20 protein-coding genes and 1 pseudogene are annotated in these 21,998 nt (G+C 64.0%); 12 read left to right on the forward strand and 9 right to left on the reverse strand.

Features of this window, described 5'->3' with window-relative positions:
• Positions 1-128: 128 nt before the first annotated feature.
• From RR51_RS07195 to RR51_RS07205, 3 genes are read right to left on the reverse strand one after another with little or no spacing between them, the layout of a single operon-like run.
• The gene (locus RR51_RS07195; RefSeq protein ID WP_039613047.1) at positions 129-284 is read right to left on the reverse strand and encodes a DUF2474 domain-containing protein; all 156 of its coding nucleotides are present in this window, start codon (positions 282-284) and stop codon (positions 129-131) included.
• Between the two features lie 9 nt (positions 285-293).
• Positions 294-1,301, reverse strand: coding sequence for a cytochrome d ubiquinol oxidase subunit II (gene cydB / locus RR51_RS07200; RefSeq protein WP_013974219.1), 1,008 nt, complete (start codon positions 1,299-1,301; stop codon positions 294-296).
• 3 nt (positions 1,302-1,304) lie between these two features.
• The gene (locus tag RR51_RS07205; RefSeq protein ID WP_039613048.1) at positions 1,305-2,741 is read right to left on the reverse strand and encodes a cytochrome ubiquinol oxidase subunit I; all 1,437 of its coding nucleotides are present in this window, start codon (positions 2,739-2,741) and stop codon (positions 1,305-1,307) included.
• Between the two features lie 344 nt (positions 2,742-3,085).
• Between RR51_RS07205 and RR51_RS07210 the strand changes: the two genes are divergently transcribed.
• The 3 genes from RR51_RS07210 (at position 3,086) to trmA (ending at position 6,964) form a co-directional block, all read left to right on the forward strand.
• The gene (locus RR51_RS07210; protein WP_013974221.1) at positions 3,086-4,306 is read left to right on the forward strand and encodes an MFS transporter; all 1,221 of its coding nucleotides are present in this window, start codon (positions 3,086-3,088) and stop codon (positions 4,304-4,306) included.
• A gap of 280 nt (positions 4,307-4,586) precedes the next feature.
• The gene (locus RR51_RS07215) at positions 4,587-5,882 is read left to right on the forward strand and encodes an NCS2 family permease (RefSeq protein WP_015271803.1); all 1,296 of its coding nucleotides are present in this window, start codon (positions 4,587-4,589) and stop codon (positions 5,880-5,882) included.
• On the forward strand, positions 5,879-6,964 hold the full coding sequence (gene trmA, locus RR51_RS07220) for a tRNA (uridine(54)-C5)-methyltransferase TrmA (protein WP_039613049.1): 1,086 nt from the start codon (positions 5,879-5,881) through the stop codon (positions 6,962-6,964). The genes RR51_RS07215 and trmA overlap by 4 nt, the downstream gene beginning before the upstream one ends.
• Positions 6,965-7,089: 125 nt before the next feature.
• Here trmA and pcaG read toward each other — a convergent pair whose 3' ends face one another.
• On the reverse strand, positions 7,090-7,695 hold the full coding sequence (gene pcaG, locus RR51_RS07225; RefSeq protein ID WP_013974224.1) for a protocatechuate 3,4-dioxygenase subunit alpha: 606 nt from the start codon (positions 7,693-7,695) through the stop codon (positions 7,090-7,092).
• A 10-nt stretch (positions 7,696-7,705) separates the two neighbouring features.
• Positions 7,706-8,425: a protocatechuate 3,4-dioxygenase subunit beta gene (gene pcaH / locus RR51_RS07230; protein ID WP_003251597.1), complete on the reverse strand. Its 720-nt coding sequence runs from the start codon at positions 8,423-8,425 to the stop codon at positions 7,706-7,708.
• A 227-nt stretch (positions 8,426-8,652) separates the two neighbouring features.
• Here pcaH and ypfJ point away from each other — a divergent pair, with 227 nt between their 5' ends.
• The 3 genes and pseudogenes from ypfJ to RR51_RS31900 all read left to right on the forward strand — a co-directional run bounded on the left by ypfJ (position 8,653) and on the right by RR51_RS31900 (position 11,809).
• Positions 8,653-9,540 (forward strand): KPN_02809 family neutral zinc metallopeptidase, encoded by an 888-nt coding sequence (gene ypfJ, locus RR51_RS07235; RefSeq protein ID WP_015271806.1) that lies wholly within the window; start codon positions 8,653-8,655, stop codon positions 9,538-9,540.
• A 484-nt stretch (positions 9,541-10,024) separates the two neighbouring features.
• Positions 10,025-10,954 (forward strand): annotated as a pseudogene (locus RR51_RS31895) (methyl-accepting chemotaxis protein); the annotation flags it as partial.
• Positions 10,946-11,809, forward strand: a complete 864-nt coding sequence (locus tag RR51_RS31900) for a methyl-accepting chemotaxis protein (protein WP_408003946.1) — start codon at positions 10,946-10,948, stop codon at positions 11,807-11,809. The pseudogene RR51_RS31895 and the gene RR51_RS31900, both read left to right, overlap by 9 nt.
• A 136-nt stretch (positions 11,810-11,945) precedes the next feature.
• Here RR51_RS31900 and ggt read toward each other — a convergent pair whose 3' ends face one another.
• The 3 genes from ggt to RR51_RS07255 all read right to left on the reverse strand — a co-directional run bounded on the left by ggt (position 11,946) and on the right by RR51_RS07255 (position 15,400).
• Complete coding sequence (gene ggt / locus RR51_RS07245; RefSeq protein ID WP_039613051.1) at positions 11,946-13,613, reverse strand: gamma-glutamyltransferase; 1,668 nt, start codon at positions 13,611-13,613, stop codon at positions 11,946-11,948.
• 117 nt (positions 13,614-13,730) lie between these two features.
• Positions 13,731-14,627 (reverse strand): LysR family transcriptional regulator, encoded by an 897-nt coding sequence (locus tag RR51_RS07250; protein WP_039613052.1) that lies wholly within the window; start codon positions 14,625-14,627, stop codon positions 13,731-13,733.
• 182 nt (positions 14,628-14,809) lie between these two features.
• Entirely contained in the window at positions 14,810-15,400 is a 591-nt protein-coding gene (locus tag RR51_RS07255) for an NAD(P)H-dependent oxidoreductase (RefSeq protein WP_039613053.1), read from the reverse strand.
• A 156-nt stretch (positions 15,401-15,556) separates the two neighbouring features.
• Here RR51_RS07255 and RR51_RS07260 point away from each other — a divergent pair, with 156 nt between their 5' ends.
• Positions 15,557-15,871: a putative quinol monooxygenase gene (locus tag RR51_RS07260; RefSeq protein ID WP_003258316.1), complete on the forward strand. Its 315-nt coding sequence runs from the start codon at positions 15,557-15,559 to the stop codon at positions 15,869-15,871.
• Here RR51_RS07260 and RR51_RS07265 read toward each other — a convergent pair.
• On the reverse strand, positions 15,861-16,625 hold the full coding sequence (locus RR51_RS07265) for a sulfite exporter TauE/SafE family protein (RefSeq protein WP_039613054.1): 765 nt from the start codon (positions 16,623-16,625) through the stop codon (positions 15,861-15,863). The genes RR51_RS07260 and RR51_RS07265 overlap by 11 nt on opposite strands.
• A 77-nt stretch (positions 16,626-16,702) precedes the next feature.
• Here RR51_RS07265 and RR51_RS07270 point away from each other — a divergent pair, with 77 nt between their 5' ends.
• The 5 genes from RR51_RS07270 (at position 16,703) to RR51_RS07290 (ending at position 21,989) form a co-directional block, all read left to right on the forward strand.
• On the forward strand, positions 16,703-17,584 hold the full coding sequence (locus RR51_RS07270; protein WP_039613055.1) for a LysR substrate-binding domain-containing protein: 882 nt from the start codon (positions 16,703-16,705) through the stop codon (positions 17,582-17,584).
• A gap of 254 nt (positions 17,585-17,838) precedes the next feature.
• Positions 17,839-18,444, forward strand: coding sequence for a CDP-alcohol phosphatidyltransferase family protein (locus tag RR51_RS07275; RefSeq protein ID WP_039613056.1), 606 nt, complete (start codon positions 17,839-17,841; stop codon positions 18,442-18,444).
• 30 nt (positions 18,445-18,474) lie between these two features.
• Positions 18,475-20,229 (forward strand): bifunctional alpha/beta hydrolase/class I SAM-dependent methyltransferase, encoded by a 1,755-nt coding sequence (locus RR51_RS07280; RefSeq protein WP_039613057.1) that lies wholly within the window; start codon positions 18,475-18,477, stop codon positions 20,227-20,229.
• Positions 20,230-21,561, forward strand: coding sequence for a phosphatase PAP2/dual specificity phosphatase family protein (locus RR51_RS07285; protein ID WP_039613058.1), 1,332 nt, complete (start codon positions 20,230-20,232; stop codon positions 21,559-21,561).
• On the forward strand, positions 21,558-21,989 hold the full coding sequence (locus tag RR51_RS07290) for a hypothetical protein (RefSeq protein WP_039613059.1): 432 nt from the start codon (positions 21,558-21,560) through the stop codon (positions 21,987-21,989). Before RR51_RS07285 ends, RR51_RS07290 begins: the two co-directional genes overlap by 4 nt.
• Positions 21,990-21,998: the final 9 nt, after the last annotated feature.

A 21,998-nucleotide genomic window follows, 5' to 3' on the forward strand; every position in this document is an offset into this window, starting at 1 on the left:
TTGGGGCTGCTTTGCAGCCCATCGCGACACAAGGCCGCTCCTACAGCGAGACGCGACAATCCGAATGATCGCGGTCCCTGTAGGAGCGGCCTTGTGTCGCGAAAGGGGCGCAAAGCGCCCCCACTGGTTCAATGGGTGGTCAGCCCCGCCGCCCCCATGAACAAACGCATCACCCAGGCCGCCACACCCAGGGCCGCCACACTCATCGCCCAGATCAGCAGCAGCCAGCCCAACCGCTGCCACAGGGGTTTTTTCTCCTCCAAGCCAGGCTTGCCGGTCATCATGCAGCCCTCCTAGTGATAGCCGTCTTCATGGGTCACCTTGCCGCGGAACACGTAGTAGCTCCAGAAGGTATACATGAGGATGAACGGCAGGATGAACAGTGTGCCCACCAGCATGAAGCCCTGGCTCTGCGGTGGCGCCGCGGCATCCCAGATCGAGATCGACGGCGGGATGATGTTCGGCCACAGGCTGATGCCCAGTCCGCTGTAGCCGAGGAAGATCAGCACCAACGTCAGCAAAAACGGCGTGTAGTGCGCATTGCGCGCCACCGCCTTGAGCAACCCGTAGAATGTTACCAGCACCAGGATCGGCACCGGCATGAACCAGACCAGGTTAGGCATGCTGAACCAGCGCTCGGCAATCTGCGGGTAGGCAATCGGTGTCCACAGGCTGACAATGCCGATCACCACCAGCAGCACCAGCGCCAGCGGTCGGGCAATGTCGTGCATCTTCTGCTGCAGCGACCCTTCGGTCTTCATGATCAGCCAGGTGCAGCCCAGCAGGGTGTAGGCAACGATCAGCCCCAGGCCGCAGAACAGGCTGAACGGGGTCAGCCAGTCAAGGGTGCCACCGGCGAAATGCCGGTCGACCACCTTGAAGCCTTCGAGGAACGCACCCAGCGCCACGCCCTGGAAGAAGGTGGCGATCAACGAGCCCCAGATGAACGCCTTGTCCCAGATGTGGCGCTTGTCGGCCTTGGCCTTGAAGCGGAACTCGAAGGCCACGCCGCGGAAGATCAGACCGATCAGCATCAGGATCAACGGCAGGTACAGGGCCTCCAGCACTACCGAGTAAGCCATCGGGAACGCCCCGAACAGCCCGGCACCGCCCAGCACCAGCCAGGTCTCGTTACCATCCCAAACGGGGGCGACGGTGTTCATCATCACATCACGGTCATGCTCGCCCTTGACGAACGGGAAGAGCATGCCGATCCCCAGGTCGAAACCATCCATCACCACGTACATCATGACGCCGAAGATGATGATCACGGCCCAGATCAGCGGAAGGTCGATACCCATGGCTCAGTTCCCCTTGCTCAGGCTGGCGGAGTTGGCCTCTCGGCCATCATCGGCGGCGGACAGCGGTCGCGCCGGCGTGCGTTTGGTGCCAGGGCCACCAGGGTTGTGCTCGTCACCCTCACCGGTCCGCGGCCCTTTGCGCACCAGGCGCATCATGTAGCCAAGGCCGGTGCCGAACAGGGCGAAGTACACCACCACGAAGGCCACCAAGGTGAAGCCGAGCTGGGCGTAACTGTGGTTGGACACACCGTCTGCCGTGCGCATCAGGCCATACACCACCCAGGGCTGGCGGCCGATTTCGGTGGTGAACCAGCCGGCCAGCAGCGCGATCAGCCCGGAAGGGCCCATCCACAGGGCCATGTACAGGAACGGCCGCGAGGTGTAGAGCGTGCCGCGCTTGCGCAGCCAGAGGCTCCACAGGCCGACGAAGATCATCAGGAAACCCAGCCCGACCATGATCCGGAACGACCAGAAGACGATGGTCGAGTTGGGCCGGTCTTCGGGGGGAAACTCCTTCATCGCCGGCACCTGCTTGTCCAGGCTGTGGGTCAGGATCAGGCTGCCGAGTGCCGGGATCTCGAGCTTGAAGCGGGTGGTTTCGGCCTGCATGTCGGGGATGCCGAACAAGATCAGCGGGGTCGGCTCGCCGGGCACGTTCTCCCAGTGGCCTTCGATCGCGGCAATTTTCACCGGCTGGTGCTTGAGGGTGTTCAGGCCATGGAAGTCACCGATCACCGCCTGGATCGGGGTGACGATCAGCGCCATCCACATGGCCATCGACAGCATCTTGCGCACGGCCGGGTTGTCACGCCCGCGCAGCAGGTGCCAGGCCGCCGAGGCACCGACGAAGAACGCGGTGGAAACGAATGCGGCAGTGGCCATGTGCATCAGGCGGTAGGGGAACGAGGGGTTGAATACCACTGCCAGCCAGTCCACCGGCACAACCCGGCCGTCGATGATCTCGTGACCTTGCGGGGTCTGCATCCAACTGTTGGAGGCAAGGATCCAGAAGGTCGAGACCAAGGTGCCGAGCGCCACCATCACCGTGGAGAAGAAGTGCAGGCCACGGCCGACACGGTTCCAGCCAAACAGCATGACCCCGAGGAAGCCAGCCTCCAGGAAGAACGCGGTCAATACCTCGTAGGTGAGCAGCGGGCCGGTGATAGCGCCGGCGAAGTCTGAGAAACGACTCCAGTTGGTACCGAACTGGTAGGCCATGACCAGGCCGGAGACCACCCCCATGCCGAAGTTGACGGCGAAGATTTTCGACCAGAAGTGATAGAGGTCACGGTAGACCTGGTTGTTGGTCCGCAGCCAGAGGCCTTCGAGGACTGCCAGGTAGCTCGCCAGGCCAATGGTGATGGCCGGGAACAGGATATGGAACGACACGGTAAAGGCAAACTGCATTCGGGCGAGCTCTAAGGCCTCTATTCCGAACATGGTGCTTCCTCTTCAGATAATCCGGCGTCCGGGCCGCTGGCCCCGTCGCCCACTGCCCCCACGGTAGTCGAGTGCGGCGCGTTGGAATTGTTCTGTTCGATCGCAGGGATTTCGGCCCAAGGGCCCGATCGTTACATCTGGAACGATTGACCCAGATCAACGATTGCTAGGAAGCATAGTCCTGAATGGCCCGCCGGGCCGTGTGGTTGATTGCCGCGTGACCGGTTGCCCCACCCCCTTCCACGCCGCATGAAAAAGTGCCGACCCCAGCAAACAGTAACCGTTTGTTACAAACAGATGATACGCTGCGCCCCCCTCTACTGCGCCGAGGCCCCTGGTTTCCGATGTCCGATTCCGAACCGCAGTTGTTGCGTCACCACCGCCCTTTCCTGGCCTTCTGGCTGGCCCGCGTGTTCACCGCCAGCGGCTTCCAGATGCTCACCGTGGCAATCGGCTGGCACCTCTACCAGCTGACCGGCAATGTGCTGGACCTGGGCTTGGTCGGCCTGGTCGAATTCGCCCCACGGGTGCTGTTCATGCTGCATACCGGGCATGTCGCCGACCGCTATGACCGGCGCAAGGTCGCTGCGCTGTGCCAGAGCCTGCAGGGACTGATAGCCCTGGCATTGGCGCTGGGCAGTGCCACCGACAACGTTACCCGCGAGCTGATCTTCGCTCTTGCCTTCCTGCTCGGTGCCACGCGTTCGTTCGAAATGCCGGCGACCCAGGCGCTGCTGCCCAACGTGGTACCAGCCGGGCTCTTCCCACGCGCGGTGGCGGCTTCGGCATCGGCCACCCAATCGGCAACCATCGTGGCGCCGGCGGTAGGCGGCTTCCTGTATGCCTTCGGCAGCATCTGGGTATACGGCCCCACCGTGGCCCTTTACGCCATCGCCTGCGTGCTGACCCTGAGCCTGCAGGCACGCGGCCAGGTGGCCCAGCGCGGGCGCGCCAGCATCGAATCGTTGCTGGCCGGCATCCGCTTCATCCGCAGCCGGCCCGACATCCTCGGCGCCATCTCGCTGGACCTGTTCGCCGTACTGCTGGGTGGGGCCACCGCGCTGCTGCCGGTGTTCGCCAAGGACATCCTGCTGACCGGCCCGCTGGGCCTCGGCCTGCTGCGCTCTGCGCCAGCGGTGGGGGCGTTGCTGATGTCGCTGTGGCTGGCGCGCTTCCCGTTCGAGCGCAATGTGGGGCGGACCATGTTCACGGCAGTGGGCGTGTTCGGCGTGGCGACCATTGCCTTCGGCCTGTCGACCTCGTTCTGGTTCTCGCTGGCAGTGCTGGTGGTGCTGGGCGCGGCGGACATGATCAGCATGGTCATCCGCGGCGCCTTCGTGCAGCTGGAGACGCCGGATGAAATGCGCGGGCGGGTGAGTGCGGTGAACGGTTTGTTCATTGGTGCCTCGAATCAGCTCGGCGAGTTCGAATCTGGGGTGACCGCGCACTGGTTTGGCACAGTGCCGGCTGTGGTGCTGGGTGGGGTGGGTACGTTGGTGGTGACCGGGGTGTGGATAAAGCTGTTCCCGACACTGGCCAAGCGGGACCGGTTGCATAACGGTTGATCTGTAGCCTGTACCGGCCCTTTCGCGGGTAAACCCGCTCCCACAAGGACCGCGCTGCCTTCAGATCTGGTGGAGTACCTGTGGGAGCGGGTTCACCCGCGAAGAGGCCGGCACAGGGAAAAAATGACCATTCCCCAACGGCCATAGGCCCCCGCCAAGCATGCTGGTATGATGCGCGGCTTTTTTCCGCCCCACACAAAACCACGGCAACCGGTACGGTCTGTGCTTTGCTGATGGGGTCGATATATTCATGGCGCCGGGGGCGCCTTGGGGAGCGGGCATGCTGGAAAGGCTGTTTCAACTAAAAGCACACAACACCAATGTGCGCACCGAGATTCTCGCGGGCGTCACCACCTTCCTGGCCATGGCCTACATCCTGTTCGTCAACCCGAGCATCCTCGGCGAGACCGGCATGGACAAGGGCGCGATCTTCGTCGCCACCTGCCTGGCCGCGGCCATCGGCTCGGTGACCATGGGCCTGATCGCCAACTACCCGATCGCCCTGGCGCCGGGCATGGGCCTGAACGCGTTCTTCACCTACACCGTGGTTCTGCACATGGGCCACACCTGGCAGGTGGCACTGGGTGCGGTGTTCCTGTCGGCGGTGATGTTCTTCCTGCTGTCGATCTTCCGCATCCGCGAATGGATCGTGAACAGCATCCCACTGCCGCTGCGTTCGGCCATTGCCGCGGGTATCGGCCTGTTCCTGGCGCTGATCGCCCTGCATAACGCAGGCATCGTCGTCGATAACCCAGCCACCCTGGTGGGCCTGGGCGACCTCAAGCAGCCGGCACCGATCCTCGCCACCCTGGGCTTCTTCCTGATCGTCGGCCTCGAGTCGCTGAAAGTGCGCGGTGCCGTGCTGATCGGCATTCTCGCCGTAACCATCGCCTCGATCCTGATGGGCGTGACGCCCTTCGGCGGCGTGGTCTCCATGCCGCCTTCGCTGGCCCCGACCTTCCTGCAACTGGACATCGCCGGCGCGCTGGACGTGGGCCTGGTCAGCGTGATCTTCGCCTTCCTGTTCGTCGACCTGTTCGACAACTCCGGCACCCTGATCGGTGTGGCCAAGCGCGCCGGGCTGATGGGCAAGGACGGCCACATGCCGAAAATGGGCCGTGCCCTGATCGCCGACAGTACCGCCGCCATGGCCGGTTCCCTGCTGGGCACCTCGACCACTACCAGCTACATCGAATCCGCCGCGGGCGTGAGCGCCGGTGGCCGCACCGGCCTGACCGCCATCGTGGTCGCCGTGTTGTTCCTGCTGGCGCTGTTCTTCGCCCCGCTGGCCGGTAGCGTGCCGGCCTTCGCCACCGCCCCGGCGCTGCTGTTCGTCGCGGTGCTGATGGCCTCGGGCCTGGCAGAAATAAACTGGGACGACGTCACCGAAGCCGCACCGGTGGTGGTGACCGCCCTGGCCATGCCGCTGACCTACTCGATCGCCAACGGCATCGCCTTCGGCTTCATTTCCTGGACCGCCGTCAAGCTGATCTCCGGCCGCCACCGCGACCTGAACCCGGCCCTGGTGATCCTTTCCATCCTGTTCGTCATCAAGCTGGGCTGGTTCAACGCATGAGTGCTGCTTTCGACCCCTCCTCCTACACCACCCAGCTGGACGCCAAGGTGGCCCGGCTGCGCGAGCTGCTGGCGCCGTTCGGCGCGCCGGAGCCGGCTGTTTTCGACTCGCCGCGCGAGCATTACCGCCTGCGCGCCGAATTCCGCCTGTGGCGCGAGGATGGTCAGCGCCACTACGCCATGTTCGCCCCGGGCGAGAAGCACAAGGCGATCCTGATCGAGGACTTCCCTATCGCCAGCCAGCGCATCAATGCACTGATGCCGCGCCTGAAGGCGGCCTGGCAGGCCAGCGAGGAGCTGGGCAACCGCCTGTTCCAGGTGGAGTTCCTCACCACCCTGGCTGGCGATGCCATGGTCACCCTGTGCTACCACCGCCCGCTGGACGAGGCATGGGAAACGGCCGCACGGCAGCTGGCCGAAGAGCTGGGCGTCAGCATTATCGGCCGCTCCAAGGGCAAACGCCTGGTCATCGGCCGTGACTACGCGGTGGAAAAACTCGACGTCGCTGGCCGTGTGTTCAGCTACCGCCAGCCGGAAGGCGCGTTCACCCAGCCCAACGGCGCGGTGAACCAGAAGATGCTGAGCTGGGCCTTCGAGGCTATCGGCGAGCGCGACGATGACCTGCTGGAGCTGTACTGCGGCAACGGCAACTTCACCCTGCCGCTGGCCACCCGCGTGCGCCAGGTGCTGGCCACCGAAATCAGCAAGACCTCGGTCAATGCCGCGCTGAGCAACCTTGACGAGAACGCTGTGGATAACGTGCGGCTGGTGCGCCTGTCGGCAGAAGAGCTGACCCAGGCGCTGAATGAGGTGCGGCCGTTCCGCCGGCTGGAAGGCATCGACCTCAAGAGCTACGAGTTCGGTACGGTGTTCGTCGACCCGCCACGGGCGGGGATGGATCCGGACACCTGCGAGCTGACCCGGCGTTTCGAGCGGATCCTGTACATCTCGTGCAACCCGGAGACGCTGGCGGCGAACATTGCCCAGTTGCAGGACACTCACCGCATCGAGCGGTGTGCGTTGTTTGACCAGTTCCCGTATACCCACCATATGGAGAGTGGGGTTTTGCTGGTTCGGCGCTGACCTTCAGATCGCCGGGGCTGCTTTGCAGCCCATCGCGACACAAGGCCGCTCCTACAGGAGGAACGCGATTCCCTGTAGGAGCGGCCTTGTGTCGCGATGGGCCGCAAAGCGGCCCCCGAGGTCCGTCAGAAGTCGAAGAACACCGTCTCCCCTTCCCCCTGAATACGGATATCGAAGCGATACGCCGTCTTCCCGTCCACCTCGCAACGCTTGGCCACCAGGGTCTCGCGCCGCTGCGGCTGCTCGATCAGGTTGAGCACCGGGCACTTGGCATTGGCCTCGGCCTCGTCATCGAAATACAGCCGCGTGTGCAGGTGGATGTTGATCCCCCGGGCAAACAGGCTGATGTTGATGTGCGGCGCCATCGGCACGCCCGCAGCGTTGTTCACCGCACCCGGCTTGACCGTGTGCAGGGTCCACTCACCGGCATCGAAAGTGGTGGCGGTGCGACCAAAGCTGTTGAAGGCGTTTTCCAGGTTGTAGGCATCCTGGTACTCGCCGTTGGCATCGGCTTGCCACACTTCCAGGAACGAATCGCGCACCAGGTGACCGTTACCGTCATACACCTGGCCGATCAGCAGGATGTGCTCGCCCGGCGCGTCCGGCTTGGCCAGGCGGTTCCAGATTTCCTGGTCGCGGGTCGGGTTGCCGGCCGCTTCCAGGGCCAGGCCGATGTGTACGTAGGGGCCGGCGGTCTGCGAAGGGGTTTCCGGCAGCAGTTCGATTGGCATGGCGGGGTCCTCAGCAGTTTTCGAAGTGGGTCTTGCGCTGGCCGCGCAGCACGATGTCGAAGCGGTAGGCCAGGCAGTCCATCGGGTTGGCGTTGCTCATGTCGAGCTTGGCGATCAACTGCTGCACGGCTTGCGGGTTGGCGATCGACTTGACGATCGGGCACATCGGGATCAGCGGGTCACCCTCGAAGTACAGCTGGGTAATCAGCTTGGTGGCGATCGACGGGCCGCTGATGGCGAAGTGGATGTGCGCCGGGCGCCAGTCGTTCGGGCCGTTGCGCCATGGGTACGGGCCCGGCTTGATGGTGCGGAAGCTGTAGTAGCCATCACGGTCGGTCAGGCAGCGGCCGACGCCACCGAAGTTCGGGTCCAGCGGCGCCAGGTAGCGGTCGTTCTTGTGACGGTAGCGGCCGCCGGCGTTGGCTTGCCACATTTCCACCAGGGTGTTCGGCACAGGCTTGCCGTACTGGTCGACGACACGGCCGGCAACGATGATGCGCTCGCCGATCGGCAAGCCGCCGTTGTTGAAGTTCAGCAGCAGGTCATGGTCATGGGCGCCGAAGCCCAGGTGGGAAAAGTCCGGGCCGGTGGTTTCGCTGATCGACTGCGGGATGCTGACCAGTGCCTGCCGTGGCGAACGGGCAATGGACGTCTTGTAGTCAGGCGTAAGGGCTTTCGGGTGCCAGTTGCGATCACGGATCACGAAGCGGCTGTTGTCCTGGGCGGGCATGCCGGTTTCCTCTCTTGGAATTATGGAAATGCGCGGGGGGATTATTTGAAACCCTGTCGCGGGCAAGCCCGCTCCCACATGCAGTTTCAGGCAGGTAGCGCGCAATGAATATTGAAATCAGCCACATCAAACATAACCATTTGGTTATGCATAAGCACCTTGGCCTGACACTCGCCGCTGTCGTGGACTAATCTTTGTCTTCTTGTTTCACGCTTCGGAGAGCATTCATGGATTGGCGAAAAGGCCGACGCAGCGACAATGTGGTCGATGCCCGAGGCGAAGGTGGTGGTGGCGGCATGCGTTTCGGCGGCGGCAAGGGGCTGGGGCTTGGTGCGGTGCTGCTGATTGTCGGCATCGGCTGGCTCACCGGCCAGGACCCGTTGCAGATTCTTGGCCAGCTCGCCGGCCAGATGGAGCAACAACAACAGCAGGCACCGAGCAGCGCGGGCGGCAAGGCGCCGCCGGCCAACGACCAGCAGGCCGAGTTCGTCGCCTCGATCCTGGGCGACACGGAAGACACCTGGAAAGCCCTGTTCGCCGAGGGCGGCAAGCAGTACCGCGACCCCAAGCTGGTGCTGTTCAGCGGCCAGGTCAATTCGGCCTGTGGCTTTGCCTCGGCGGCGGTGGGGCCGTTCTACTGCCCGGCAGACCAACGGGTCTACCTGGACATGTCGTTCTTCCGCGAAATGGAAACCCGCTTCGCCGCCGCCGGCGACTTTGCCCAGGCCTACGTGATCGCCCACGAAATCGGCCATCACGTGCAGACCCTGCTGGGCGTGTCGGCCAAGGTCGATGCCGCGCGCCGCAGCGGCCAGCGCATGGAAGGCGACAACGGCCTGCTGGTGCGTCAGGAACTGCAGGCCGACTGCCTGGCCGGTGTATGGGCCTACCAGGCGCAGAAGCGCCTGAACTGGCTGGAGCCGGGCGATGTCGAAGAGGCCCTGAACGCGGCCAATGCCATCGGCGATGACCGCTTGCAGCAGCAAGGCCGCGGGCGCGTGGTACCAGACTCGTTCACCCACGGCACCTCAGCGCAACGGGTGCGCTGGTTCAAGACCGGGTTTGCCGAGGGTGAGGTAAACCGCTGCGATACCTTCAGCGCGCGCAACCTTTGAATAGCTTCCAAAACCGACGCGATCCCTGTAGGAGCGGCTTTAGCTGCGAACACCGGCAAAGCCGGTGCCATCCACCGCGTCGCCTGCTTCGCGGGCACGCCCGCTCCCACAGGTACAGCGCCAGGCTTGAGGCTAGCGACTCACCGTGAGAGCGGGCGTGTCGGGGCGCCGAACCGCCGCGAAGGGCTGCAAGGCAGCCCCAATCAAGCCAGTTACAAATCTGCTGAAAAAGCGTTTCAGCTTCCTCCATCACTGCCGATAACCCCTGCACGAATCAGCGGGCATCCAGAACAACAACGCCTGGCGATCGGAGATCAAGCGAGCGAAAAACAACTTCTGGAGAGCGTGCATGAACAGCTGGTTCGCCAACATCAGCGTCAACCTCAAACTCGGCCTGGGCTTCGGCCTGGTACTGATCCTCACCGGCCTGCTGGCCCTGACCGGCTGGACCAGCCTGGGCAGCCTGATTGACCGCAGCAACTGGATGGGCGATATCGGCCAGCTCAACAAGGACCTGACCGACCTGCGCATTGCGCGCCTGCAGTACATGATCGCCAACGGTGACGATGCTGCCGCCGCCAACACCCAGACCAAGCTTGACGCCTTCAGCAAGCAACAGGCCTACCTGGCCAGCACCTTCAAGAGCCCGGAAAACATCAAGCTGCTAGGTGAACTGGGCGAGACCATCAGCGCCTACAAGGTGTCGCTGAACAAGATGCGCCAGGGCTACGATGCCACCCGCACCGCGCGCACGGCCATGGACGGCTCGGCCAGCCGTGCCGACCAGGCCATGGACGCCCTCAGCCAGGAAGTCATGGCGCGCCCCGAAGCCGACAGCGTGCGCCTGGCCCAGTACCAGCTGATCAGCAAGGCCCGCCAGCAACTGCTGCAGGTGCGCATCGACGTACGCGGCTACATTGCCGAAAACAGCGCTGCCAACGAGCAGGCAGCCCTGCGCCAGCTGGACACCGCCCTGGCCGAAATCGACAACCTCAAGCGCCAGCTGCTGGCCGAAGACACGCGCCTGCGACAGTTCGAAGGCTCGGTGCTGGCCTACCGTGAAGCCGTACGTCAATTCCGAGATGCGGTCGCCAACATCACCACTGCGCGCGCCGAGATGACCGTTCAGGGTGCCGACATCGTCAAGCGCAGCGACGCTCTGTACCAGATCCAGTTGCAGCGCCGCGACATGGAAAGTACCCAGGCCCGCAGCCTGCAGGCCATCGCCACGCTGCTGGCGCTGTTGGTCGGCGTGCTGGCGGCAGTGCTGATCACCCGGCAGATCACCCGCCCACTGCGCGACACCATGGTGGCAGTTGAAAAGATCGCCAGCGGCGACCTCACCCAGCACCTGCGCGTCACCCGCCGCGACGAACTGGGCGTGCTGCAACAAGGCATCGCCCGCATGGGCACCACTTTGCGCGAGCTGATCAGCGGCATCCGCGATGGCGTCACCCAGATCGCCAGCGCTGCCGAGGAATTGTCGGCAGTAACCGAGCAGACCAGCGCCGGTGCCAACAGCCAGAAGGTCGAGACCGACCAGGTGGCCACCGCAATGCACGAAATGGCCGCTACCGTTCAGGAAGTGGCACGCAATGCCGAGCAGGCCTCGCATGCTGCCACCGGTGCCGATGACGAAGCCCGTGCCGGCGACCGCGTGGTGGGCGAAGCAATTGGCCAGATCGAACGCCTGGCCGAGGACATGCACCGCTCCACCGAAGCCATGAACCTGTTGCAGCAGGAAAGCCAGAAGATCGGCAGCGTTATGGACGTGATCAAGTCGGTGGCCGAACAGACCAACCTGCTTGCACTTAACGCTGCGATCGAGGCGGCGCGTGCCGGCGAGGCTGGCCGTGGTTTTGCCGTGGTTGCCGATGAAGTGCGCGGCCTGGCCCAACGCACGCAGAAATCCACCGAAGAGATCGAAGAACTGATCGCCAGCCTGCAGCATGGTACCCAGCAAGTGGCTACGGCCATGCACGGCAGCCGTACCCTGACCGATAGCAGCGTCGAGCTGGCGCGCAAGGCCGGGGCTTCGCTGGAGAGCATCACCAGTACCGTGTCGAGCATCCAGTCGATGAACCAGCAGATTGCCGCGGCGGCGGAACAGCAGAGTGCGGTGGCGGAGGAGATCAGCCGCAGCATCCTGAATGTACGCGATGTGTCGGAGCAGACGGCGGCGGCCAGTGACGAGACGGCGGCGTCCAGCGTGGAGTTGGCGCGGTTGGGTGGGCAGTTGCAGACGTTGGTCAGCCAGTTCCGCGTCTGATCCTGGAATTTTGGGGCCGCTTTGCGGCCCTATCGCGACACAAGGTCGCTCCCATTGATCGGCGTACGCAGGTCTTTGTGGGAGCGGCCTTGTGTCGCGATAGGAGGGCAAAGCCCTCCCAGCATTCTGGCAGGTATTACTTGACGATCATCCCTACCCCGCGCCCACGCGGATCCGAAGCGGTCTCCAGCTTCGTCCCATCAACCCGGATCGCCTGGATATCCCCCATCTCCCAGCCCTGGTCCTCCAGCACATAGCCCATCTTCTTCAGTTCATCAGCCACCTGCCCGGTCAGCGGCGCATAGCTGTCGAAGTAGATGGTGTCCTTGGGCAGCAACTGATGGTGCACGCGTTGCGCCGCCACCGCCTTGTCCAGGGGCATGCCGTAGTCGTACAGGTTGTTCATCACCTGGAAGATCGAGGTGAAGATCCGCGAGCCACCCGGGGTGCCGATGACCAGTTCGACCTTGCCATCGCGGGTCATCAGGCTGGGGCTCATGGACGACAGCATGCGCTTGCCCGGGGCGATGGCATTGGCATCGCCACCTACCACACCAAAGGCGTTCGCCGCCCCCGGCTTGGCGCTGAAATCGTCCATCTCGTCGTTGAGCAGGAAGCCGGCGCCTTTCACCACCACACCACTGCCGTAGTCGAGGTTGAGGGTGTAGGTGTTGCTGACCGCATTGCCCTGCTTGTCGACGATCGAGAAGTGCGTGGTCTGGTGCGGTTCCAGGCCCGGCTTGACCTTGTCGGTATCGGAAATGGCCTTCGGGTTGACCTGCGCGGCGCGCTTGGCCAGGTAGTCCTTGGCCACCAGCTGATCCACCGGCACTTTGGTGAAGGCCGGGTCGCCAAGGTAGTCGGCGCGGTCGGCGAACACGCGCTTCTCGATCTCGGCTAACAGGTGTATGTACTGCGCCGAGTTGTGCGCCACACCCTTGAAGTCCGCCGCCCGGTTTTCCTTGATACCCAGCAGCTGGGCCAGGGCGACACCACCGGAGCTAGGCGGTGGCGCGGTATACACCACGTTGCCACGCCAGCTCACGGCCATCGGCTCACGCCATACGGCCTTGTAGTCCTTGAGGTCCTGTTTGGTGATCAGGCCCTTGTCGGACTGCATCTGCGCCACCAGCAGGTCTGCAGTCTTGCCCTGGTAGAACTCGCTCACGCCCTTGTCGGCGATGCGCTTCAGGGTCTGGGCCATTTCCGGTTGCTTGAACAGCTCGCCGACCTTCATGTTGCCGAAGTAGTCGTTGAAATTGGTCGCGGTCTTGAACATGCCCTGGGCATCGTTGCGGTACTGGTACTGCTTGGCCGCAACCTTGAAGCCGTTTTTCGCATAGCCGATGGCCGGGGTCAGCAGTTCGCTCCAGGGCAGCTTGCCGAACTTCTGGTGCGCCTCCCACAACCCCATCACCGTGCCCGGTACGCCAGCAGCGCGTGCCCCGACCAGGCTCAGGTTCTCGATGACCTCACCCTTTTCGTCCAGGTACATGTTGCGCGTGGCGGCCTGGGGCGCGACTTCGCGGTAGTCGAGGAAGTAGGGTTTGCCGTCGACGAACAGGGTCATGAACCCGCCACCACCGATGTTGCCGGCCTCGGGATAAGTCACCGCCAGGGTGAAAGCCGTGGCCACTGCCGCATCCACCGCGTTGCCGCCTTTCTTGAGGATGTCGGCGGCCACCTGTGCACCATATTGATCGGGCGCGGCCACCGCGCCGCCCTCAAGGTTGGCGGCATGAACCGAGGAACAGCTCAGGATCGCGGCTGCGAGAGCCAGGTACTGGAACGGAGCAATACGCATGACACTTCCTTGGTGTTGTTTTTGTTGAGCAGTCAGTAAGGCCGAAGCGCTTCGACTGTGCAATCAATCGCAGGAAGTTTCGCCGCCCATGGACAGGACCTGTCGCGTTCAGGCAACTCAGCTGGCGTACATCGCCAACTTGCGCTGGATGAAGTCGAGGAAGCACTGGATACGCAGCGCCAGCTGGGTGTTGCGGTAGTAAACCGCATGGATCGGCTGGCGATAGCCGTTGTTGGCTTCGCTCAGCAGCACTTGCAGGCGCCCGGCGCGGATGTCCTCGTGGGTCATGAAGTGCGACAGGCTGACGATGCCCTCGCCGGCCAGCGCCAATTGGCGCAAGGTCTCGCCGCTGGAGGCGATCAGCGACGGGCGAATGCTCCAGCGGTCACCCTGGGCATGGCGCAGTGGCCAATGGTTGAGCGATTCGGGCTGGCTGAAGCCGAGCAGGCAGTGGTTGGCCAGGTCCTCGACCCGCTGCGGCGTGCCGTGCTGCTCGAGGTAGGCCGGGCTGGCCAGCACCTGTACCGGGCTGCATCCCAGGCTGCGCGCGTGCAGGCTGGAGTCGGCGAGTTCACCGATGCGGATTGCCACATCGGTGCTCTGCTCCAGCAGGTCGATGATCAGGTCGTCGGTATTGAGTTCCAGTTCGATGCCAGGGTATTGGCGGCGGAACTCGCCGATCCACGGCAGGATGGCATGCAGCATGAACGGCGCGGCGGCGTTGATGCGCAGGCGCCCGGTGGGGGTCTGGCGGTTCATCGACAGGCGCTCTTCCATCTCGTCCATCTGCTCCAGGATCAACCGCGCGCGTTCGAGAAAGAAGCGGCCCTCCTCGGTCAGGTCCATGCGCCGGGTGGTGCGGTTGACCAGCGTGGTACCCAGCTTGCCCTCAAGGCGCGACAGGGTACGGCTGACGGCGGACGGAGTCTGGCCCATCTGCTCGGCAGCAGCGGAAATCGAGCGGCAGTCGATGACGGTGACGAATACCTGGAGTTCTTCGGATCGGGTTTTCACATCTGCGCCTGTGGTTGGTCTCTGCCGGGATAGATAGCCGCTTGTCGAGGCCAAGTCCAGCGGTGCCTGTGTTGGCCTCTTCGCGGGTAAACCCGCTCCCACAAGTGCTGCACGGTTCTCAAAGACTGTGGGGGACCTGTGGGAGCGGGTTTACCCGCGAAGAGGCCAACACAGGAAAAACCTTACTGTGCCTTGCCAAATACCTTGTCCAGATGCGCCTCATAGGCCGCCAAAGCAGCCGGCACATCAGGCCGCTTCATCACATCCACCGCCAGGAAAGTCGGCAACCCGGTCATGCCGAGGAACTGGTTGGCCTTGTGGAATGGGAAGTAAACCGCGTCCACCCCCTTGCCCTCGAAGAAATCGCTAGGGTCGTCGAATGCCTGCTGCGGTGCATTCCAGGTCAGCGAAAGCATGTACTGCTTGCCGTGCACCAGGCCACCACTGCCGTACTTCTGCGAGTGGTCCGAACGGGTACGGCCGTCGTTGGCATACAAGCTACCATGGCCGGCGGTGAACACCTCGTCGATGTACTTTTTAACGGTCCATGGCGCGCCCATCCACCAGCCGGGCATCTGGTAGATGACCACATCGGCCCAGAGGAACTTCTCCACCTCTTCCTGGGCATCATAGCCACCGTCGATGAAGGTCTGGCGCACATCGAAACCGGCCCGGTCCAGGTGAGCGATGGCCGCTTCGTGCAAGGTCGTGTTCAGACGACCGTCGGAGTGGGCGAACTGTTTACCACCGTTGAGCAAAAGGATCTTCTTCATGCGGGCCTCGCGGAAAAAATTCAGGCCGGCAGGTTAGGGGCTCGCGGGCGCGGGATACAGTAATGCAGCGGCAAAATACAATTGACCTGAAGTCACGAATCAATAATGCATTATTGCCTTAGAATCTCATCACCTCCCATCACCGAGTAGCGACCCATGAGTGAGCAGTACGCCTTCATCCTCAAAGCCAAGACCCGCCCGGAAATGGCTGAAGCGTTCGAAACCCTGTTCCGCGCTTACGTCGAGCCAAGCCGCCAGGAGCCGGGCTGCATCGAGTACCACATGCTGCGCGACAAGCAGGACCCGAGCCTGTTCGTGTTCTTCGAGGTCTGGGCCGACAAGGCCGCGCTGGATGTGCATTCGGCACTGCCGCACATGACCGCGTTCTTCGAAAAACGCATGGACTACCTGGAACGCGATTTCGACATCCAGATGATCGACATGCTCAGCGCATCAAGCGCTAACCGCTGATCAGCAAATGGCCGCCGAGCGCGGCCAGGCCGATGAAAAAGCACCGTTTGAACAGCGGCGTACTGATGCGCTGACGCAGCCACTGGCCGGCCAGCATGCCGACGAAGGCCGGCGCCAGCATCAGCAGCGAAGCACCCAGCGCCTGGCCACCCAGGGCATGCTGCCCGGCCAGGCCAACGGCCAGGGCCAGGGTCGAAACCGTGAACGAAAGGCCCAGGGCCTGGACCATCTGATCCCGATTCAAACCCAGGCTCTGCAGGTAGGGTACAGCCGGTATCACGAACACCCCGGTCGCCGCCGTGACCACGCCCGTGACCAGCCCGCAAAGCGGCGCCATCCAAGGCTCCCGCCCCGGTGCCAGGCGCAGGCCCGGACCGACCAGCCCGTACAGCGCATACACCATCAAGGCCGCGCCCAGTGCATGTGCGGCCCAAGGGCCGCTGTTGATCCCCAGCCAGGCGCTGCCCAGCAAGGTACCGACGAAGATCATCGCCAGCATCGGCCACAGGCGTGCCAGCAACCTCCGCAGGTGCCCCCCACTGGCCAGCTGCCAGAGGTTGGTGAGGGTCGACGGCACAATCAGCAATGCCGCAGCCTGCGCCGGTGACATAGCCAGGCCCAGCAAGCCCATGGCGATGGTCGGCAGGCCGAGGCCGATCACTCCCTTCACCGCGCCGGCCAGCAGGAAGGTCAGTACCACCAGCAGCGACAGCGCTGGACCAATGTTCTGGTAGAAAGCGAGCAAGGTATTCATGGGCCGATGATGGCGTGCTTCGGCCGGGCTGAAAATCTGCCATATACTCAGCCAGACTCTTGCCAGGACAGAGCCACATGCATTTCGACCTGATCGACCTCAGGCTGTTCCAGCACACCCTGGAGTGCGGCAACATCACCGCCGGTGCCAGCCGCAGCCATCTTTCGCTGGCAGCGGCCAGTGCGCGGATCCGCGCCATGGAGGCTTCGCTGGGCATCCCTTTGCTGGAACGCAACCGCCGTGGCGTGCAAGCAACTCTGGCCGGCCAGGCACTGCTGCAGCATGCCCGGCTGATATCGCAGCAGGTCGAGCGCCTGCAGTTCGACCTGGGCCAGTACGTTCAAGGGCAGCAGGGCCAGGTGCGCCTGCTGTGCAACACGGCTGCACTCACGGAATACCTGCCGGAGCTGCTGGCCGGCTACCTGGCTGAAAACCCAGGCGTCAGTGTGGATGTGCAGGAGTTGCCGAGCCTGCGCATCGTGCAGTTGATTACCCAGGGCATGGCGGACCTGGGCATAGTTTCAACCGCCGCCCCCAGCGAGCACCTGCAGACCCGGCCGTTTCGCGAAGACCCACTGGTGCTTGTAACGCCGCAGCGCCATCCACTGGCCAGCGAGGAAGCGCCGAGCTTCATCGATAGCCTGGCCCATGGCTATGTCGGCCTGGGTGTCGGCAGTGCACTGGCGTTGTACCTGGAAGAGCAGGCACTGCGCGAGGGCCGGCGCATGCGGGTTCGGGTGCGTGCCGAAGGGTTCGATGGGGTGATCCGCATGGTTGCGGGCGGAGCCGGAGTAGGGATTGTGCCGCTGGCTGCGGTAAAGCGCTGGCAAGGGGTGTTGCCGTTGCACTGGGTGGCGATGACGGAACCATGGGCCAATCGCCGGTTGCTGGTGTGTGCACGCGATTTTGCGGCATTGCCGGGGTATGCCGCAGGGTTGGTAACCACCCTCACCCGCTGACGAAGTGGATGGCACGGGCCTCGCCCGTGTATGTGGTAGCTCTCGGATGGACGCTATACCTGTGGGAGCGGGCGAGCCCGCGAAGCAGGCACCGCGATTGATGGCACGGGCTTCGCCCGTGTTCGCGGGCGGGCCCGCTCCCACAGGATATGTGGTAGCTCTCGGATGAACGCTATACCTGTGGGAGCGGGTTTACCCGCGAAGAAGGCTCACACACAATGGCGCCATAACGCCCCACCGAAAAGGACTTTCCAGTGGCATCGATCTACCAGCTCAAACCGCGCTTCCAGGCCATGCTCCGCCCTGCTGTCCAGCGCCTCTACGACCGCGGTGTTACCGCCAACCAGGTCACTGTCGCCGCCGCCCTGCTGTCGATCCTGCTGGGCCTGCTGCTGGCTGCCCTGCCCCATCTCACCTGGCTGTTCATCCTGGTGCCAGTCTGGATGCTGCTGCGCATGGCACTGAACGCCGTCGACGGCATGCTCGCCCGGGAGTTCGGCCAGCAATCCACCCTCGGTGCCTACCTCAACGAACTGTGCGACGTGATCGCCGATGCCGCGCTGTACCTGCCCTTCGCCCTGCTGGCCGGTGTATCGCCAACCTTGGTCGTGCTCGTGGTGCTCAGCGCCACCTTCAGCGAATACGCCGGTGTCATGGGCCCACTGGCCGGTGCTTCACGGCGCTACGATGGCCCAATGGGCAAGAGCGACCGGGCCTTTGCCTTCGGTGTGCTGGGTACCGGTGTCGCCCTGGGCCTGCTGAATGGCACCTGGCTCAACGGCTTGTTGCTGGTCATCCTCGCACTCTCGCTCTATACCCTCTACAACCGGGTTCGCCAGGGGCTGGCCGAAACCCGCTGAGCCCACTGCCGTCGCAAAAGGATGTCGACCATGCGCCAAGCGCAAGCGCTGCACTTCTCCACCCATGACGGCGTCGAGCTGCACTACCGTCACTGGCCTGCCACCCGTAACCAACACCAGCCACGCCGGGCCGTGGTGATGTTCCATCGCGGCCACGAACACGGCGGGCGCATGGCACACCTGGCCGACGAGCTGGACATGCCGGGCTACGATTTCTTCGCCTGGGATGCCCGCGGCCACGGCCATTCGCCGGGCGCGCGTGGCGACAGCCCGGGCTTCGCCACCAGCGTGCGCGATGTGCAGACCTTCATCGAGCACATCCAGGCCAGCCATGGCATCGCCGAACAGGACCTGGTGGTGCTGGCGCAGAGCGTAGGGGCCGTGCTCGTGGCCACCTGGGCCCACGACTACGCGCCCAAGGTGCGCTGCCTGGTGCTGGCCTCGCCAGCGTTCAAGGTCAAACTGTATGTGCCGTTCGCCCGCACCGGCCTGAAACTGCTGAAAGCCTTGCGCGGAAACTTCTTCGTAAACAGCTACGTCAAGCCCCGCCTGCTCACCCACGACCCCGAACGGGTCATGTCGTACGTGGCCGACCCGCTGATCAGCCGGCCGATTTCGGTAACCATGCTGCTGGGCCTGTACGAAGCCGCCGACCGGGTGGTGGCGGATGCCCAGGCCATTCAGTTGCCAACCCAGCTGCTGGTGTCCGGTGCCGACTTCGTGGTCGAACGCCAACCGCAGGAACGCTTCTTCGAACGCCTGGGCAGTGCGCGCAAGGAAATGCACATCCTGCCAGGCTTTTTCCACGATACCCTTGGCGAGCGTGACAGGGCCCATGCCTTGCGGCGCATCGAGCGGTTTGTCGAACATTGCTTCGCCAGCCCCGCCGCCCTGCCGTCACTGCTCGATGCCGACAAGACCGGCGCCAGCTGCGCCGAAGCCGAAAGCCTGGCCGCACCGCTGCCGCGCAACTCGCCCCGCGACCTTTACTGGCGTGCTACCCGTGCCGGGCTGCGGCTGGGCAATGGGCTGTCCGAAGGTGTGAAGCTGGGTTTCGATACCGGTTTCGACTCGGGCAGTACCCTGGACTACGTGTACCGCAACCAGCCGACCGGCAAAGGCAGGCTCGGCCGCCTGATCGACCAGAACTACCTCGACGCCATCGGCTGGCGTGGCATCCGCCAGCGCAAGCTGCACGTAGAGGAACTGCTGCGCCTGGCCATCGTCCGCCTGCGCGACCAGCAGCGGCCGGTGCACATCGTCGATATCGCCGCCGGCCATGGCCGCTACATTCTCGAGGCCCTGCAGGAGCTCGAACAGCTGCCGGATTCGATCCTGCTGCGTGACTACAGCGAACTGAACGTGCAGCAAGGCAGCGCACTGATTGCAGAAAAGGGCCTGGCCGACATCGCCCGCTTCGTCCAGGGCGATGCCTTCGACCGCCAGAGCCTGGCCACCCTGGAACAACCACCGACCCTGGCCGTGGTCTCCGGCCTGTACGAACTGTTCGCCAGCAACCAGTTGGTAGGCAACTCGCTGGCCGGCCTGGCGGATGCGCTGGAAGATGGCGGCTATTTGGTCTACACCGGCCAGCCGTGGCACCCGCAACTGGAAATGATCGCCCGCGCCCTCACCAGCCACCGCGGCGGCGAGGCCTGGGTGATGCGCCGCCGCAGCCAGGCCGAAATGGACCAACTGGTAGAGGCGGCGGGGTTCCGCAAGCTGGCCCAGCGCATCGATGAATGGGGCATTTTCAGCGTCAGCCTGGCACAACGGGTGCGCTGAATGAGCCCATCACGCGAGCCCCGGCTGATCCGCCGAGGCGTGTTCTGGCTCCTGTTGCTGGGGCCGCTGTTTTTCCTCAGTTACGGGCTGGCGAACAACCATACCGCCGGGCGCAGTGATGTCGGCAGCCTGGTGTTCGGCTGGGAAAGCGGCATGCCGTTGTGGCCGTGGACGATCATCCCGTACTGGTCGATCGACCTGCTCTACGGTTTGTCCTTCCTGCTGCCACGCACGCGCCAGGAAATGGACCGGCACGCGCTGGCGCTGCTCACCGCGCAGCTGATCAGCGTCAGCTGCTTCCTGCTCTGGCCGCTGCGCTTCACCTTCGAGCGGCCGGAACTGGGCGGGGTGTTCGGCTGGATGTTCGATGTGCTCATGGGCTTCGACAAGCCGTTCAACCAGGCACCGTCGCTGCATATTGCCCTGCTGGTGATCATCTGGACGATGTTTACCCGGCACGTGCAGCGCCAGCCCTGGCGTTGGCTGATGCACGGCTGGATGGCACTGATCGGGGTGTCGGTGCTGACCACCTGGCAGCACCATTTCATCGACGTGCCGACCGGGGCATTGGCGGGGTTCGTCTGCGTCTGGTTGTGGCCACATCATGGGCAACTGTCCTGGCAGCAGGTGCGCCTTGCGCGGGATGCCAAGCGTTGGCGCTTGGCGTTGCTCTATACCGTGGGTGGACTGCTGTGCGCGGTGCCAGCCGTTACGTTCGGCGGTGCCTGGCTATGGTTGACGTGGCCGGCCGTGTCGCTGGCTTTGGTGGCGCTGAACTATGGCGTGCTCGGTGCGGGCGGGTTCCAGAAAGGCGCCGATGGGCGCTTGTCGAATGCAGCCAGCTGGCTGCTGGCACCGTACCTGATTGGGGCGTGGGTCAACTCGCGGTTGTGGACATGGCGGCACCCGCAGGCGGATGAAGTATGTGATGGCGTATACCTCGGGCGAATTCCAGGGCGCGGCGCGCACTTCGCTGCGGTGGTCGATTTGTGCGCGGAGCTACCGTGTCATGTTCAGCACAGCGCTCCTACACAGGCCGTGTCCGCCGTTGGCTACGCATGTTTTCCTACCCTGGACCTGATCGCCCCGGAAAGCCCATTGCTGCACCAAGCCGCCGTCACCATCGAACGCCTGCGCTCGCAAGGCCCGGTGCTGGTCTGCTGCGCCCTGGGCTATTCGCGCAGCGCCAGCGCCGTGGCAGCCTGGCTGGTGCTCACGGGCCGCTGCAGTGAGGCTCGCCAGGCCGAAGCGCTGATCCGCAAGGCCCGCCCTGGCGTGGTGCTGCACAGCGCACACCGCCAGGCCTTGCAACAGCTAGGGACACAACCATGACGCTGTACGTGGTGGCCAGCCTGCTGGGCCGAGGCAAACAACTGGAACGCCTGTCGGACGGCCTAACCCTGCTGGCCCTGGCCTACGGTTTGGCGCCCTTGCTGGGTGCCCAATTGCAACCGCTGGCCAGCCTGCTGTGCATTGCGCTGCTGGTACTAGGCGTGCTGCACAAGTACTGGGCCATCCGTGTGGCCATCGATGCCCAATTGTTCGCCCGCCTCGCCGCCAGCCGCGACCTGGCGGCGGACACCCAGGCCCTGGACCACGCACTGTTCGAACTGAAACTCAAACCGCAGGCCGCCGACACCCGAGCATGGCCTGCCCGTAGCCGGGCCGCGCTGGCCCTGTTGCGCCGCCAGGCAGTGTGCCTGGGCCTGCAGCTGTCGCTGGCCTTGGCTACCCTGCTGACACTGCCTTTGAAGGGATGACTACCGATC

Origin of the sequence: Pseudomonas sp. C5pp, assembly GCF_000814065.1 — a bacterium.
Lineage (GTDB): Bacteria > Pseudomonadota > Gammaproteobacteria > Pseudomonadales > Pseudomonadaceae > Aquipseudomonas > Aquipseudomonas asiatica.